General features: G+C 71.7%; 15 protein-coding genes. 11 read left to right on the forward strand and 4 right to left on the reverse strand.

Features of this window, described 5'->3' with window-relative positions; genetic code table 11:
- The first annotated feature begins 142 nt into the window (after positions 1-142).
- The 5 genes from FXF51_RS07170 (at position 143) to FXF51_RS07190 (ending at position 8,224) form a co-directional block, all read left to right on the forward strand.
- Entirely contained in the window at positions 143-2,086 is a 1,944-nt protein-coding gene (locus FXF51_RS07170) for a hypothetical protein (protein WP_187414234.1), read from the forward strand.
- A gap of 167 nt (positions 2,087-2,253) precedes the next feature.
- Positions 2,254-5,115: an ATP-binding protein gene (locus tag FXF51_RS07175; RefSeq protein ID WP_262379327.1), complete on the forward strand. Its 2,862-nt coding sequence runs from the start codon at positions 2,254-2,256 to the stop codon at positions 5,113-5,115.
- Positions 5,116-5,182: 67 nt separating this feature from the next.
- A complete protein-coding gene (locus FXF51_RS07180; RefSeq protein ID WP_148433457.1) occupies positions 5,183-6,412 on the forward strand; it encodes a Mur ligase family protein in 1,230 nt (409 codons plus the stop codon).
- Complete coding sequence (locus tag FXF51_RS07185) at positions 6,402-7,115, forward strand: type 1 glutamine amidotransferase (protein WP_148433458.1); 714 nt, start codon at positions 6,402-6,404, stop codon at positions 7,113-7,115. Before FXF51_RS07180 ends, FXF51_RS07185 begins: the two co-directional genes overlap by 11 nt.
- A 59-nt stretch (positions 7,116-7,174) precedes the next feature.
- Positions 7,175-8,224: a YihY/virulence factor BrkB family protein gene (locus tag FXF51_RS07190; protein WP_148433459.1), complete on the forward strand. Its 1,050-nt coding sequence runs from the start codon at positions 7,175-7,177 to the stop codon at positions 8,222-8,224.
- Here the strand turns inward: FXF51_RS07190 and FXF51_RS07195 are convergent.
- The gene (locus FXF51_RS07195) at positions 8,218-8,580 is read right to left on the reverse strand and encodes a DsrE family protein (protein ID WP_148433460.1); all 363 of its coding nucleotides are present in this window, start codon (positions 8,578-8,580) and stop codon (positions 8,218-8,220) included. The two genes, FXF51_RS07190 and FXF51_RS07195, sit on opposite strands and share 7 nt — an antisense overlap.
- A 62-nt stretch (positions 8,581-8,642) precedes the next feature.
- On the opposite strand from FXF51_RS07195, the gene FXF51_RS07200 reads away from it, so the two are divergent.
- The 4 genes from FXF51_RS07200 to FXF51_RS07215 all read left to right on the forward strand — a co-directional run bounded on the left by FXF51_RS07200 (position 8,643) and on the right by FXF51_RS07215 (position 11,121).
- Complete coding sequence (locus FXF51_RS07200) at positions 8,643-9,131, forward strand: FABP family protein (protein ID WP_148433461.1); 489 nt, start codon at positions 8,643-8,645, stop codon at positions 9,129-9,131.
- A gap of 4 nt (positions 9,132-9,135) precedes the next feature.
- Positions 9,136-9,432: a DUF2470 domain-containing protein gene (locus FXF51_RS07205; protein ID WP_148433462.1), complete on the forward strand. Its 297-nt coding sequence runs from the start codon at positions 9,136-9,138 to the stop codon at positions 9,430-9,432.
- A 287-nt stretch (positions 9,433-9,719) separates the two neighbouring features.
- On the forward strand, positions 9,720-10,133 hold the full coding sequence (locus FXF51_RS07210; RefSeq protein WP_148433463.1) for a Fur family transcriptional regulator: 414 nt from the start codon (positions 9,720-9,722) through the stop codon (positions 10,131-10,133).
- Between the two features lie 49 nt (positions 10,134-10,182).
- Entirely contained in the window at positions 10,183-11,121 is a 939-nt protein-coding gene (locus tag FXF51_RS07215; protein WP_148433464.1) for a YgfZ/GcvT domain-containing protein, read from the forward strand.
- Between the two features lie 33 nt (positions 11,122-11,154).
- On the opposite strand, the gene dtd is transcribed toward FXF51_RS07215, so the two are convergent.
- Entirely contained in the window at positions 11,155-11,580 is a 426-nt protein-coding gene (gene dtd / locus FXF51_RS07220; protein ID WP_148433465.1) for a D-aminoacyl-tRNA deacylase, read from the reverse strand.
- Between the two features lie 62 nt (positions 11,581-11,642).
- Here dtd and FXF51_RS07225 point away from each other — a divergent pair, with 62 nt between their 5' ends.
- On the forward strand, positions 11,643-12,551 hold the full coding sequence (locus tag FXF51_RS07225) for an asparaginase (RefSeq protein ID WP_148433466.1): 909 nt from the start codon (positions 11,643-11,645) through the stop codon (positions 12,549-12,551).
- A 51-nt stretch (positions 12,552-12,602) separates the two neighbouring features.
- On the opposite strand, the gene FXF51_RS07230 is transcribed toward FXF51_RS07225, so the two are convergent.
- The gene (locus FXF51_RS07230; RefSeq protein ID WP_148433467.1) at positions 12,603-13,025 is read right to left on the reverse strand and encodes a DNA-binding protein; all 423 of its coding nucleotides are present in this window, start codon (positions 13,023-13,025) and stop codon (positions 12,603-12,605) included.
- 100 nt (positions 13,026-13,125) lie between these two features.
- Here FXF51_RS07230 and FXF51_RS07235 point away from each other — a divergent pair, with 100 nt between their 5' ends.
- Positions 13,126-13,971 (forward strand): TIGR03619 family F420-dependent LLM class oxidoreductase, encoded by an 846-nt coding sequence (locus FXF51_RS07235; protein ID WP_148433468.1) that lies wholly within the window; start codon positions 13,126-13,128, stop codon positions 13,969-13,971.
- A 3-nt stretch (positions 13,972-13,974) separates the two neighbouring features.
- Here FXF51_RS07235 and FXF51_RS07240 read toward each other — a convergent pair whose 3' ends face one another.
- Positions 13,975-15,582: a DUF2207 domain-containing protein gene (locus FXF51_RS07240; RefSeq protein WP_262379328.1), complete on the reverse strand. Its 1,608-nt coding sequence runs from the start codon at positions 15,580-15,582 to the stop codon at positions 13,975-13,977.
- Positions 15,583-15,606 lie beyond the last annotated feature (24 nt).

Consider the following 15,606-nt stretch of genomic DNA (forward strand, 5'->3'; position numbering starts at 1 on the left):
TCCCATCTGCCGCAATGCTCCCATCGGGCCGGTCGAATTGCCGAGAAACCCTGCCGCTATAGCGCTTGCAACTCATACGCTGTCACGGAGCGGAAAGGGCTGACCCCTACTCCTCATGACATATCGGCGGCCGGAGGGTCACGTGACGGACGTGCATCCCGAGCATGCCCAGCTCCAGGCGGACCGCATCTACCTGGGCTGGCAGTACATCCTGCTGCATCCCGACCCGGGCCCGCCGCCCAAACGCCCCTCGCCCGTCGAGGAGGCGGCGGCGGAGCAGCCCGACCCCGCCGAGCAGGAGCTGATGCGCCGCGAGCGGATGCAGGAGGACATGCTCAACCGGCCGGTCCGCTTCCTGCGCCTGCTCATGCTGGCCATGTCCGTGGTGATCCTGGCCGCCGCCCTGGCCGGCTACCTCGCGTGGTCGTTCGCGCTGGTCGCGTTGCTCGCCGCCGGCGGCGTGGCCGCCATCCTCAGCTACGCGCTGCTCCAGGGCGACAGGGCGGTCAAGTACCGGGTGCTGGAGCAGCAGGCCAGGGACGAGCGGCAGCAGCGGGAACGCGACAAGGACCTGTTCCGCGCCCAGGAGGAGCACGCCCAGCGTTACCGCGACTGGCAGGAGTCCAAGGAGCGCCACGACAGGCAGCTCACCTGGTACGCCGTGGCGGTGCCCGACGAGATCGACCGCATCGACGTGGCCGGCGGCACCCTGCCGGGCTGGTCCGCGCTGGTGACGCTGCTCGGCGCCACCCGGCTCTACAGCGGCGGCCACCTGACCGTGCTCGACCTGTCCGAGGGCGCGATCGCCAAGGACCTCATCGAGCTGGCCCGCAAGGGCGGCGACGACCCGCTCGTCTGGGTGCTGCCCGTCGACCTGCCCCGGCTGGACCTGGGCGCCACGCTCAAGCCCGAGGCGTTCGCGGACGTGCTGGCCCACGTGGTGAGCGTCAGCGAGGAGCAGCGCAGCACCCGCGACCTCAGCTTCGACAACGCGATCCTGGAGCGCGTGCTGGAGGTGCTCGGCGAGAACGCCACGATCAGCCAGGTCACCGCCGCGCTGCGGGCGCTGGCGCAGGTCGGCGATCCGCGCGACGACCTGAGGTTCGGGCTGATCACCGCGACCCAGCTCGAACGCATCGGCACGCTGTTCGGGCGCGGCGTGAGCGACCGGGTGGTGATCGAGCGGGCCTGGGCGCTGGAGTCGCAGTTACGCAAGCTGGAGACGCTCGGCACCCAGGCCGTACGGCTGCCGCCCGCCAGGCTGCGGGTGGTGAGCATGGACCGGCAGGCCGGCGTGTTCGGCAACCGGGTGCTCGGCACGTACGTGGCCACGGCCCTGACCCACATCCTGCGCCAGTCGCCGTCCTCCGACCGGCCCTGGTACCACACGATCATCGTGGCGGGCGCGGACAAGCTCAGGGGCGACGTGCTGGACCGCCTGATGGACGCCTGCGAGACCTCCCGCACCGGGCTCGTCCTGACCTACCGCTCGCTCACCCCGACCGTGCGCGAGAGGCTGGGCAGGGGGCACGCGGCGGTCGCGTTCATGCGGCTCGGCAACGCCGAGGACGCGCGGGTCGCCAGCGAGCACGTCGGCACCGAGCACCGGCTGGAGCTGGCCCAGCTCACCGAGACGATCAGCGAGTCGCTGCCGGGCCTCGACGGCGGCTACACCTCCACGATCTGCCAGGTCGAGGACGAGCGGGAGGCGCGCGACGGCGACCACGCGGACCTGGCGGAGGACATCACCGAGTCCACCGAGTGGGGCAGGACCGCCGACAAGATCTCCGAGAAGGAGCGGGTGCTGCAACGCTCGCGCGAGTTCCTCGTCGAGCCGCACCAGCTCCAGCAGCTCCCCACGACGTCCGTGATCGTCACCGACGCGACCGCGGACGGCCGCCGCGTCCGCCTCGCGGACGCGAACCCGGCGATCCTCACCTTCCCCAAGACGACGCTCGGCGAGCTGGAGGACGTGCGCGAGGCCGTCATGGCGCTAGACCCGCCGGCCGGCGACGGCAACGGTGAGCCGCCGCCGAACCTCGGGCCACCACCGCCACGCCTGGACTGGCGCAAGGGCAGGCAATGACATGGTCAATGTCAACGTGACGAGCTGACGGTTGGCGGAATTTAACAAAGAACCGTCTGTGGGGGATTGAAATGCAGCCGAGTGTCTCGCTGAGCGGGCCCTGGTATCGAATTCAGTCGATCGCAGCACCCTCGCGAAGCTCGTCGGCGGAGTGGGATTTCGTCACCGTGCTTCCCGCGGTGCTGTCGGCGGCGCAGCGCGACCGGCCATTTGTCATCGGATGGTTGTCGCGGGGCTCGGGGGCGCCGATCGAACTCATCACGAACGCGGGCCCGTTGTCGCCACCGCGCCAGCCGCGCAGGTCGACGGACGTGCCCGACGACCCGAGCGGGCCGCAGCCGCTGCTGTTCCCGGGGGGAGCGCGCGGGGTGCGGCTGAACGAGGAGTACCTGGCCGACCTGGCGGACCTGGTGTGGACGCCGTGCCCGGGGCGGCAGGCACCGCCGCTGGGCAACAGGGGGCGCGAGTTCGACCCCGACGAGCTGAAGCGGCCCACCCTGTTCGAGTCGACGCTGGTGACGCTGATGTCGCGGCCGTTCGCCTGGCTGGTGGTGGCCGAGCCGACCGACCTGCTGGACGCCGAGGTGGCGCACCTGCGTACGCAGCTCAACGTGCTGCGGCAGTACGGCGACGCCTCCGAGCGCTCCCGCTTCGACGCCGAGCGCGCCGAGCGCCGCATGCAGGAGCTGGACGCCTTCCGCGAGGCGGGGCTGTGGAACGTGCGCGTGCTGGCCGGCGGGGCCACGGCCGACGAGCTGCGGCAGATCGCGCCCGTGCTCGTCGGGTCCGTCGAGATGAGCCATCACCCGTACCGGCTGCGCAGCTCGCACGGTGCCGCGTACTCGCTGCCCGAGGCCCTGGCCATCACCATGCAGGACCCGGCGGACGGCGCCGCCGCCCCGTTCGCGGCCACCGCCGGGGCGCTGGCCGCGCTGGCCGGGCTGCCCAGGCGGGAGGTGCCCGGCGTGCGGGTGCTGGACTCGGGCTTCTTCGACGTGACGTCGGAGTCGGAGGGCGGCGAGCTGGAGCTGGGCGAGATCCTCGACGGCCAGGACCGCGGCGTCGGCTCGTTCCGGGTGCCGCTGGCGACGCTGAACCGGCACGCGTTCGTCACCGGCGCGACCGGCTCGGGCAAGTCGCAGACCGTGCGGCACCTGCTGGAGCAGCTCAGCAGGGCCCGCATCCCGTGGCTGGCGATCGAGCCGGCCAAGTCCGAGTACGCCGCGATGGCCGGCCGCGTCGACGAGCCCGTCACCGTGATCAACCCGTCGGCCCCGGACGGCGTGCCGTTCAGCGTCAACCCGCTGGAGCCCGAGCCCGGCTATCCCGTCCAGGCGCACATCGACATGGTCAGGGCGCTGTTCATGGCGGCCTTCGACGCCGAGGAGCCGTTCCCGCAGATCATGTCGCTGGCGCTGCAGCGCGTCTACGAGGCGACCGGCTGGGACGTGGTCACCGGCGGCGCCGTGCCGGGCTCGAACGTGCCGCCCAGCGTGCCCACCCTCGAACAGCTCCAGCAGCACGCCATGGACGTGATCAAGGAGATCGGCTACGGCCGAGAGGTGCAGGCCGACGTCGAGGGCTTCATCTCGCTGCGGCTGCGCTCGCTGCGCGTCGGCTCCGCCGGGCGCTTCTTCGAGGGCGGCCACCCAGCCGACATCGGCGGCCTGCTCGAACGCCAGGTCGTGCTGGCCATCGAGGACGTGGCCAACGACGAGGACAAGGCGTTCCTGATGGGCACGCTGATCATCAGGATCGTGGAGCACCTGCGCATGCGCGCCAGGCGGGAGCGCTCCGCCGAGCTGCGCCACGTCATCGTGATCGAGGAGGCGCACCGGCTGCTGCGCGACCGCGGCCACGGCCGGGCCTCCACGCACGCCGTCGAGCTGCTGGCCGGGATGCTCGCCGAGATCAGGGCGTACGGGGAGGGCATCGTGGTGGCCGAGCAGATCCCCACCAAGCTCGTCTCCGACGTCGTCAAGAACACGGCGCTGAAGGTCGTGCACCGGCTGCCCGCCGAGGACGACAGGCAGCTCGTCGGGGCCGCCATGAACCTCAGCGACGAGCAGTCCCGCCACGTCGTCTCACTGCAGCCGGGCTCGGCCGCGGTGTTCGCCGACGGGATGGACCGGCCGCTGCGGGTGCGCGTACCGCTCGGGGAGTCCAGGGAGAAGGCGCTGCCCGGCCCGCCGCCGCCCATCCGGGGCCGCCGCTCCGCGGCGTGCGGCGCGCAGTGCCGCACCGGGCAGGCGTGCACGCTGGTGGAGCTGCGCGAGGCCGACGTGCTGGCGGGCGCGCCCGAGTGGGCGTGGCTGCGCATCTGGTGCGACACAGTGGTGCTGGCCTTCGTCGGCAACCGGCCGCTGCCCGGCGTCCCGCGCGCCCTGGCGGCCGGCTGGGCCGACCTGCCGGCGCGCCGCCGCGAGTGCCTGCTCGCCACCCTGGTCGAACGCTCGGTGCAGCGGCGCGCCTGGTCGCTGCGCACGTGGTTCGACCCCGTCCTGCTGACCGAGAAGGCGGCCGAGACGGCCACCCGGCTGCTGGCGGGCGCCGACAGCGGCGGCGAGCGTCCCGGCGCCTCGTGGGTCATCCCGCAGGTGCGCTGGCTGCACGAGGTGGACAGGCTCTTCCCGTACGGGCAGCCGGCCCCGAACCTGCGCAGCCCCGCGCCGCCCATGGAGTACGCCCTGTTCCGCCAGCCGGGCGGCACCGGCACCGGCTCCGTCGAGCCCGAGCTGCTCGGCCACCGCGCCAAGGCGCTGCGCCACCACCCGCTGTCGATGGAGGTGGACCACAACCGGGCGCTGGCCTGGCGGGTGATCCTCGGCGACGACGAGCACGAGGGGGTGCAGCGGGACATCGCGACCGTCGCCATCGGCGTCGAGTCGGCGTCCAGGATCAGGCACGTGGGGCAGACGATGGGGGCGGGGTGGCTGGAGAGCGTGTTGTCGTGGCCGCGCCGCTTCGTGCTGCCGTTCGAGCAGGGCGGCTCCCCGGAGATCGCTTTCTCCGAGCCGTCGGGCACGTGATCGCAAAGGGGTGCGTTTTCGCGCGTGTCTCCAGACTTGGGGCCAACGCCGACTAGGATCCTTGCACATGACCCAGCTTCCTCTGCGGGCCCAGCTCGCCAGTGCCCTGGGCCGCAGCGCCGCCACGCTGTCCAGGATGACCGGGCGTGGCGACGGCTCGGTGATCGGCGGTCGGGTCGGCCTGCTGCTGGAGCCTGACCTCCTGCGCCAGCTCGCCCGCGACCGCAAGCTGGCCCTGGTCAGCGCGACCAACGGCAAGACCACCACCACCCGGCTGATCACGTCGGCGCTGCTGGAGCTCGGCGAGGTGGCCACCAACGCGTTCGGCGCCAACATGCCGGCCGGCCACGTCTCCGCGCTCTCCCAGCAGAAGCGCGCCCCCTACGGCGTGCTGGAGGTGGACGAGAAGTACCTGCCGGAGGTGCTCGACACGACCGGCGCCGGCGTCGTCTGCCTGATGAACCTCAGCCGCGACCAGATGGACAGGGCCGCCGAGATCTGGCTGCTGGCGCAGAAGTGGCGCAGGGCCCTTTCCGGCAAGCCCACCCACGTCATCGCCAACTGTGACGACCCGCTCGTCACCTGGGGCGCCTCCACGGCCGCCGCGGTCACCTGGGTCGCCGGTGGCCAGCGGTGGAAGGAGGACTCCTGGTGCTGCCCCGAGTGCGGCGGCCCGCTCGACCGCAAGGACGCCGACTGGGCGTGCCGGGAGTGCACGTTTCACCGTCCCGAGCCGCAGTGGGTGGTCGACGGTGACTCGGCGATCGACCCGCGCGGGCAGCGCTGGATGCTCGACATCCAGCTCCCGGGCCAGGCCAACCGCTCCAACGCGGTGATGGCGCTGGCGGTGGCCGACACGTTCGGGGTGCCGGTCGAGCGGGCGCTGCCCCGGCTGCGCGAGGTCACCTCGGTGGCCGGCCGTTACACCACCGTCGAGCGCGACGGGCGGTACGCGCGGCTGCTGCTGTCGAAGAACCCGGCGGGCTGGCTGGAGGCGTTCGACGTCGCCGACCCGCAGTTCCCGATCATTCTCTCGGTCAATGCGCAGGGCCCCGACGGGCGCGACACCTCGTGGTTGTGGGACGTCGACTACCGCATCCTGCGTGGGCGCCCCGTGTTCGTCACCGGCGAGCGCCGCCTCGACCTGGCGCTGCGGCTCGACGTGGCGGACGTGCCCTTCACGCAGTGCGGCACGTTCTCGGAGGCGCTGGCCATGCAGCCGCCCGGCCGGGTGGACGTGATCGCCAACTACACCGCCTTCCAGCAGATCCGATCGGAGTTCGGCCGTGCCGTCTGACAGCGCCCTGCGCATCGTCTGGATCTATCCCGACCTGCTGAGCACGTACGGTGACCAGGGCAACGTGCTGGTCCTGGAGCAGCGGGCGCAGCGCAGGGGGATCGAGACCGAGACGATCCACGTACGCTCGGCCGACCCGGTCCCAGAGACCGGCGACATCTACCTGATCGGAGGCGGCGAGGACCGCCCGCAGATCCTGGCCGCCCAGCGCCTGCGCAGGGACGGCGGCCTGCACCGCGCCATCGCGCGCGGCGCGGCCATGCTGGCGGTCTGCGCCGGTTACCAGATCATGGGCAGCACGTTCGGCGGTGAGGAGGGCCAGCCGGTCGACGGCATCGGCCTGCTCGACATCTCCAGCGTCCGCGGCCCCGCGCGCGCGGTGGGCGAGCTGGTGGCCGAGGTGGACGCCGCGCTCAACCTGCCCACGCTGACCGGCTTCGAGAACCACATGGGCGTCACCCACCTGGGCCCCGGCGTCCGCCCGCTGTCGCGGACGGTCAAGGGCGTCGGCAACGGCGACGGGTTCGAGGGCTGCTACGCGGGCCACGTCGTGGGCACCTACCTGCACGGGCCCGCGCTGGCCCGCAACCCCGCGCTGGCCGACCTGCTGCTGTCGTGGCGGGCGGGCGAGCTGGCGCCGCTCGACGACTCCCGCTACGAGGCGCTGCGCCAGGAGCGCCTGACGACGGTGCTGCAGCCCTGACGTCCGCTCCGGCCACCCCCGGTGGCTGGAGTGCACCACTTTGGGGTAGAAAGTCCGCCGTGGGATCCACGGTGACCGTCCCCCAGACGCGCACGATGGGCGGCGAGGAGCTGTCCGCCGACGACGCGTGGGAGACACTGCGCAAGTACGGCGTCTGGCACTTCGTGCGCGACTCGTTCGTCAGGTTCAGGTACGGCGACGGCATGAGCCATTCGCGGGCCCTGGCGTTCCAGATCTGCCTGGCCATCATCCCCGGCGCCATCGCCGTGGTCGGCCTGAGCGCGGTCACCCACCAGGAGGAGCTGGGCCGGGTGCTGCGGCTCACGCTGAGCGCGCTGTCGCCGGGCGGCGGCGCGCAGGCCGTCGCCGAGGTGCTCGACGGCGGGCGCGGCACCAGGGACGAGCTGGCGCTCTGGCTCGGTCTGGCGACCACGCTGGCCGCTCTCACCACCGCGATGGCGCAGTTCGAACGGGGCGCGAACCGGATCTACGGCGTCGAGCGCGACCGGCCGTTCCACCGCAAGTACGCCAGGGCGGTCGTGCTCGCGCTGACCGCCGGCATCTGCATGATCACCGGGTTCACGGTCCTGGTGGGCGGCGGCGAGCTCGGCGCAGCCCTGGCCGAGACGTTCCGCTGGGGCGACGGGGCGCGCCAGGCGTTCGCCTTCGTCCGCTGGCCGCTCGGCTTCCTGCTCGCCCTCGCCTCCACGGTCACCCTCTTCAGGGCCTCGCCCAGGCGCAGGCAGCCCGGCCACACGTGGCTGGCCGTGGGCGCGCTGGTGGCGCTCGGGTTATGGACGCTGCTCACGCTGGCCCTGGCGCTCTACACCGAGTACAACAGCACGTTCGGCGACACCTACGGGCCGCTGACCGCCGTCGTGGCCCTGCTGCTGTGGTCGTTCCTCAGCTCGATCGCGCTCTTCCTCGGCCTGGCGTTCGCGGCGCAGCTCGAAGCGTGCCGCGCCGGCTGCGTGGAGCCCGCGCACCCCGACCCCGGGCCCACGGCGGAGGAGGAGCGCGAACCCTTCGTGGGGCGGGTCGGCTCGGCCGCGTACACCGCGGTCAGAGGCCTGTTCAAGAGGCTCCGGCGCGTTGAGCGGGGTCAGTAGACCAGCGCCTGCACGCCTTCCGTGGTCACTTCCTCCACGAACGCCGGCGCGCCCGCGATGCGCACCCCCTCGATGAGGTCGTCCACGGTGATGTTCCTGCGGGCGGCGCACTGCGTGCACAGCGTCACCCGCCCGGCCGCCAGCACGGCGTCCAGCAGGTCGGTGAGCGGCGCCGCGTGCGGCAGGGCGAACTCCTTGGCCCGGCCCGGCAGCGCGAACCACGAGGACTCGCCGGTCAGCCACAGGGAGACGGAAACACCGCTCGCGAGCGCGGCGGCGGCGACCGTGAACGCCTGGTTGCAGCGCTCGGGAGCGTCGGCTCCGGCGGTCACCTTGATCACCAGTGAACGTGCCATGTCCGTCACCCTAGCCGCGCGGGAGGCCGCACGGGCGGTGCACGCCACTACGCTTGGGGACCATGGAAGAACCTGAGGTGCACCCCGACCTGGAGCCGATCGCGTTCCTGCTGGGGCGGTGGGAAGGCGCCGGCGTGGGCGGCTACCCGACGATCGAGAGCTTCAACTTCGGCCAGGAGATCGAGTTCGGCCACAACGGCAAACCGTTCCTGACCTACGTGAGCCGCACCTGGCTGCTCGACGACGCGGGCAACCGCGTCCGGCCGCTGGCGACGGAGTCCGGCTACTGGCGTTCCCTGCCCGAACGGCAGATCGAGGTCGTGCTCTCGCACCCCACCGGCATCGTCGAGATCTACATCGGCGAAGTCGTCTTCCACAAGATCGAGCTTCGCACCGACGTGGTGGCACGCACCGCCTCGGCCAAGGAGTACACCGCGGGCCACCGCCTGTACGGCCTGGTCAACGGCAATCTGATGTGGGCGTACGAGATGGCGGCCGTGGGTCACCCGCTCACGGACCACATGTCGGCAGAGCTGAAGAAGGTGGCCTGATCGTATGAGCACGCCGTTCACCGCTGACGCCGTCGAGGCGATCAAGCGGCACATGAATGACGACCACGCCGACGACGGGCTGATCATCGTCCGCGGGCTCGGCGGCCGGCCGGACGCCCGGACCGCGCTCACCAGCGACGTCGACGCCGAAGCGATCACGTTCACGATCGACGGCGGCGAGCGGGTGCGCGTGCCCTGGGGGCAGACGCTCACCGAGCGGGCCCAGGTGCGCAAGGCCGTCGTGCTCCTCTACCGCGAGGCGTGCGACAAGCTCGGCATCGCCGCGCGCGGCGAACACTGACCAGGAAATTGAGAAGGGCCCCAGGCAACACTCCGCCGTAGGAGACGGGCCGGATGGACCATGGTCGGGATCGACGTCCCGCCCTCCGGCTGCCAGGGGCCCCGGTGGTTGCCTCGTAGTCGCTTCACGTCACGAGACAACAGTCCGCGAGGTCAGCGGACAACCACCTCGCTAGCCCGACTATGACTAACCATTATTCGGACCACCTCCTTTCCGCGTACTCAAGAAGCTATGCGGTCCCGCGCGAAACGGGCAAGTGAATATCGCCGGGCCGTAGTATCGAAGGCATGACCGAGACGCAGTGGCATGAGGAACTCCGCGCCAAGGGCTACCGGGTCACCCCCCAGCGCCAGCTCGTGCTGGAGGCGGTCAAGGAGCTGGAGCACGCCACGCCCGAGGAGATCTGCGTCAAGGTCAGGCAGACGGCGCGCGGCGTCAACATCTCGACCGTCTACCGCACGCTGGAGCTGCTCGAAGAGCTCGGCCTCGTCACCCACACTCACCTCGGCCACGGCGCCCCCACCTACCACCTGGCCGCCGAGGCCGACCACGTGCACCTGGTGTGCCGGGGGTGCGACGAGGTGTTCGAGGTGCGGCCGGAGCTGGCGGAGGGGCTGGTCAAGGGGCTGGACGAGGAGCTGGGCTTCGTCGCCGACGTCCACCACCTGACGGTCTTCGGCCGCTGCCGCAACTGCCGCTGACCACCGGCCTGTGCCGATCGCCGGCGGCGGTGCGGATAGCCTGGAAGACATGCGTAGCCCTCTGCTCGACCTCCCCGGCGCCGTTCCGGCGGACGCCCCTGACTCCGACGTAGCCGCGCACTACGGCGATCTGTTCGCCGAACAGCGCGCACTGGTCAAGGGAGAGGCGGTCGTCGACCGCAGCAACCGCGAGGTGATCCGCGTCTCCGGCGTGGACCGCCTGAAATGGCTCAACGACCTCACCTCGCAGAAGCTCGACACGCTCCAACCGGGCGAGTGGACCCAGACGCTCGACCTCGATCTCCAGGGCCGCGTCCAGCACCACCTCACGCTCACCGACGACGGCGAGAGCATCCTGGCCCACGTCGAGCCGGGCACCGCGCAGAGCCTCGTCGACTACCTCGACCGCATGCGCTTCATGCTCCGGGTCGAGGTCTCCCGCGCCGACGACCTCGCCGTCCTCTCCACGGCCACGGAGGACCTCCTGGTGCCGCGGGCCGAGCTGGCCGACCACCTGGGCAAGCCGCTGGCGGGGCTGTGGGCGTACGAGGCCCTGCGCATCGAGGCGCACCGGCCCCGGCTCGGCTTCGAGACCGACCACAAGACCATCCCGCACGAGGTCGGCTGGATCGGCGGGGCGGTGCACCTCACCAAGGGCTGCTACCGCGGGCAGGAGACGGTGGCCCGCGTCCACAACCTCGGGCACCCGCCGCGGCGCCTGGTCTTCCTGCACCTCGACGGCAGCGTCGACACCCTGCCCGTGCACGGCGCTCCGGTGATCTTCGAGAGCCAGGAGGTGGGCGTCGTCGGCTCGGCCGCCCGTCACCACGAGCTCGGGCCGATCGCGCTGGCCGTGGTCAAGCGCACGGTGCCGGTGGACGCGCCGCTGCTCGCCGGCGGCGTGGCGGCCTCCCAGGAGGTCATCGTCCCGCCGGACGCGGGCCGCAACGTCAGCATCGACCCGTCCCTTCGCCGCCGCATCCGCTGAAGCCGCCACCCCGCCCGCGACCAGGGCGGGGTGTCACATGTCCAGGACGAGGGTGATCGGGCCGTCGTTCACCAGGGCGACCTTCATGTCGGCCCCGAACACCCCGGTCTGCACCCGGGCCCCCAACCCCCGCAACTCCGCCACCACGGCGTCCACCAACGGCTCCGCGACGTCCCCGGGCGCGGCCGCCTGCCACGTGGGCCGACGTCCTTTGCGCGCGTCCCCGTACAGGGTGAACTGGCTGATCACCAGGAGCGGCGCGGAAACGTCCGAGCAGGACTTCTCGCCGTGCAGGACGCGCAGCCCCCACAGTTTGGCCGCCAGCCGCGCCGCTTCGGCGCGCGTATCCGTGTGCGTGACGCCCACCAGGACGAGCAGGCCGGGCTCGCTGATCGCCCCGACCACCTGCCCGTCCACCTCGACGGACGCCGAACTGACCCGCTGTACGACTGCTCGCATGGCATCCCATTCTGGACCAGGACCAAACGCTTCATACACTCATGTCGAAAGGGGAACGTGAAATGTCGTTGGTTGTGGAAGTTGTCCGGTCCGGGTTCGTGGAGTCCACGCATCAGGCTCGCATGCTGACCGTGGACGCGGCAGGCCGCCCGGTCGAGACGAGGGGCGCGGTGCACGTGCCGGCCTCGCCACGGTCGTCGATGAAGCCGCTGCAGGCGCTCGGCATGCTGCGCGCCGGGCTGCGGCTTGAGGAGGAGTTGCTGGCGCTGGCCTGCGCCTCGCACTCCGGTGAGCCCTTTCACGTGGACGGCGTGCGGAAGATCCTGGCGGGCGCCGGGCTGGAGGAGTCGGCGCTGCGGTGCCCCGAGGACTATCCGTTCGACCGGGCCGTGACCGAGCGCGGGCGGGTCTACATGAACTGCTCGGGCAAGCACGCCGCGATGCTGGCCACCTGCGTGGCGAACGACTGGCCGCTGACCACCTACCTGGAGCCGGCGCATCCGTTGCAGCGGGCGATCCGCGAGACGGTGGAGGAGCTGACCGGGGAGCGGGTGGCGGCCTCCGGGGTGGACGGGTGCGGGGCGCCGCTGTTCTTCGTGTCGATGCTGGGCGTGACCAAGGCGTTCCGGGCGTTCCCGATGTCGTCGGAGGACTCGTACGAGCGCAAGATCTTCGACGCCATGCGCACCTACCCCGAGTGGACCTCGGGCACCGACAGGGCGGAGGCCAAGCTGATGCGGGCGCTGCCCGGGCTGATGCTGAAGGCGGGGGCCGAGGCGTTCGACGCGTTCGTCTTCGAGGACGGGCGCGCGGGCACGGTCAAGATCGAGGACGGTGGCGCCCGCGCCCGCGTGCCCGTCACCGTGGCGGCGCTGCGCTCCCTGGGCCTGGACGCCCCCGAGCTGACCGAGCTGGCCTCAGGCGCGGTGCTGGGCGGCGGGCGGCCCGTCGGCGAGCTGCGGGTCCGCTGAACCCACGCTGAGTGGCGGCCGGGCGAGCTGCGGGTCCGCTGAGGCCCGCGATCAGTCTTCCTGGTCGGGTACGCGCTCGGCGAGCCGCTCGTAACGCTGCCTGGCGGCCTGCGGCGTGCCGAGGCCGAGCCCGAAGGCGATCTCCTGCCAGGTCATGCCGCGCCCGCGGGCGAGCTGGAGCAGCGTGGCTTCGAGCGCGTCCATCTCCCCGCGGACCAGCGGGACGAGGCTGAGCGCCGCCGTGATGTCGGCGGCGTCCACCTCCGGCTCGCCGTCGTCCGGCCGCGCGGCCCCGCTGAGCAGGAAGGTGACGAGCCTGACCGCCTCGTGCGGCGCGAGCGCCGACGGGTGGATCTGGCGTGTGCGCTGCTCGTCGGTGGCCGCGTGCCGTTCGGCGATCCGGTGCAGGGACGCGTACACGCGCTGCGCGCGGGCCTGTTCGGGCTGCGGGGGGTTGAAGGGGTCGGAAGTCATGGGATCACGATGCTGTAGAACGCGCATCGTTGTCAACAACATGTTTTAAACAACCTGTTCATGGCTTGACGCCAGCGTCAACCTTCTAACATCGCGGCGCATGAAGTTCGGAATCAGTTACAGCACGCCCCACCACGGAGTCGACCCCGGCAAGCTCGTCGCGTTCGCCCGCCTGGCCGAGGAGTGCGGCTTCGAGTCGCTGTACGTCCCCGAGCACGTCGTGCTGTACCCGGGCGCCGCCATAGGCCCCTTCGAGCTGCCGCCGACCCTGCCGTACGCCGACCCGCTCGACGCCCTCACCTTCGTCGCCGCCCACACGGAGCGCATCCTGCTCGGCACCGGCGTCCTGCTGCTGCCGTACCACCACCCGGTGACCCTCGCCAAGCGGCTGGCCACGATCGACGTGCTGTCCAGGGGCAGGATGCGGCTGCTCACCGTCGGCCTCGGCGCCCTGCCGGGCGAGGCGCGGGCGATGGGCGTGGACTTCGCCGCCAGGGGCAGGCGCGCCGACGAGGCCATCGACGTGCTGCGGCTGCTCTGGGCGGGCGGCGAGGACGGGGTCAGCCACGCGGGAGAGTTCTTCGACGTGGACCGCCTGTGCAGCTATCCCAAGCCGCACGGGGCGACGACGCTGCCGATCCACGTCGGCGGTTCGAGCCGGGCGGCGGCGCGCAGGGCGGGCCTGCGCGGCGACGGCTTCTATCCCGGCGGCAGGCTCCGCCCCGAGGAGGTGGCGGAGCTGTGGGAGCTGGCCCGGGCCACGGCCGCCGGGGCGGGACGCGACCCGGACGCGCTGGAGTACACCAGGTTCGGGGCGATCGACATGCCGGACGGGCGCGTCGAGGAGTTGGCCGCGCAGGGCGTGACCCGCCTGGTCGTCAGCCCTTCGACCACGGAGCCCGATGAGCTGTGCGCGTTCGCCGAGCGCTTCCGCCTGCGCGGCTAGACGCTAGAGGGAGCGGAACTGGCGGGTGGCGGAGATGGCGCCGGACGTCGTCGTGGTGAACGTCCGCATGGACCCGGCGAACTTGGACAGGTCCCACTCCGCCGGCCCGTGGTACCAGTACAGGTTGTCGGCCTGGTGGCCGTTGCCCGTGACGGAGGCCACCACCCGCGACCAGTGCTCCACCCCGTCGAAGATCACGGCGTAGGGCAGGTACCGGGAGAACAGCTCCACCCGGTGCTGCTCGGGCACGTCGCCCAGCTCACCGGAGAACAGGTACTGCCTGAACCCCATGGTGTGCGCGAGCGCCGCCGACCCCTTGGCGGTCTTGGCCGGCATGTACTGGCCGCCGACGGCCAGCGCGCCGCCCGCGATGACCACGCCCAGACCGAGCAGCCCGTACGTGGTGAACCAGGCCAGCGCCACCGTGGCCAGCAGCCCCACCCCGATGAGCACCACGCCGATGATGGTCCACCGGGTGCGCTCGGTGTCGGGCCGGCGGGCGAACCAGCCCTGCTTGACGACGTCGGCGTAGAGCGCGTCGCGCACCTTGCCGAGGTGGGCCGCGAACGAGCCGGACAGCTGCGACAACAGCACCATGTCACGCCCGTCGAAGATGGCCTGGTAGAGCGCCAGCTCGTACGGCAGCAGCGCGTTGACGGGCGCGTTCGGCTGCCGGACCAGCAGCCAGTCGGGGGCGTCGTAGGTCTGCCTGGGCTGCTCGTCGATGCGCAGGTATCCGCGCACGGCCAGGTCCACGATGGTGGCGGTCACGTCGATCACGTCGGCCTGCTCGTCCACGAGCGTGCCGATCTGGCCGGGACGCACCCCGTCGGGCGGGCTGAAGTGGCCGTTCTGCACAGGATCGACCTTGCCGCCCTCGTGACCGGCGACGCGGGCGTCGCGGCCCCGCGTCCAGTAGAGCAGGCCGACGCCGCCGAGCAGCAGCACCAGCAGCCCGGCCAGGGCGCCGCCGGTGACGGTGTCGAGGGTGAACGCGGCCGACAGGGAGAAGCGCTTCTCCAGAATGGGCTCGCCCTCGCTGGAGCCCTTCGGGTATCCGACGACGACCGTGAGGGCCTGGTCGGGGGCGATGTTCTCCTGCTCGAAGTCGGCCTGCGTGGCGGCGTGGTCCATGGAGGCGGAGGTGCAGCCGATGGCGGAGGTGAGCGCGCCGGCGAAGCAGGACAGGTTCTGCACCTGGCCGGGGCCGTTCACCTTGACCGTGGCCTTGGCGACCGGCTGGTTCCAGCCGTTCACCGCGAACCAGCGCAGCTCCTCGACGCCGCCCGAGGTCGTCACCGCCCCCTTGACGTCGTACTCGACGGTCTGGCCCGTGACCGTGAGCACGTCGCCCGAGAGGGTGCCGCCCTTGACGTTCGAGATCCGGTAGAGGCGGTCGTTGCTGTCGTCGTACCGCGTCCGGGTGATGAACGTCCGCTTGAGCTGCCCGGACGCGCCGCTGATCTTCTCGACCACGTGCAGGGTGCCGTCCTTGCCGAGGGTCATCGTGACCTCGTCCGTCAGCCCGGCCTCCGCTGCGAGAGCGGCGGGGGTTGCGGACAACGTCAGAGCGGTGGCCGCCAGGGCGGCCATCGTGAGTCTGATACCCATGGCGGCAAATCGTATCGGTTCGTA

This window comes from Nonomuraea sp. PA05, from assembly GCF_008086045.1.
Taxonomy (GTDB): Bacteria; Actinomycetota; Actinomycetes; order Streptosporangiales; family Streptosporangiaceae; genus Nonomuraea; species Nonomuraea monospora.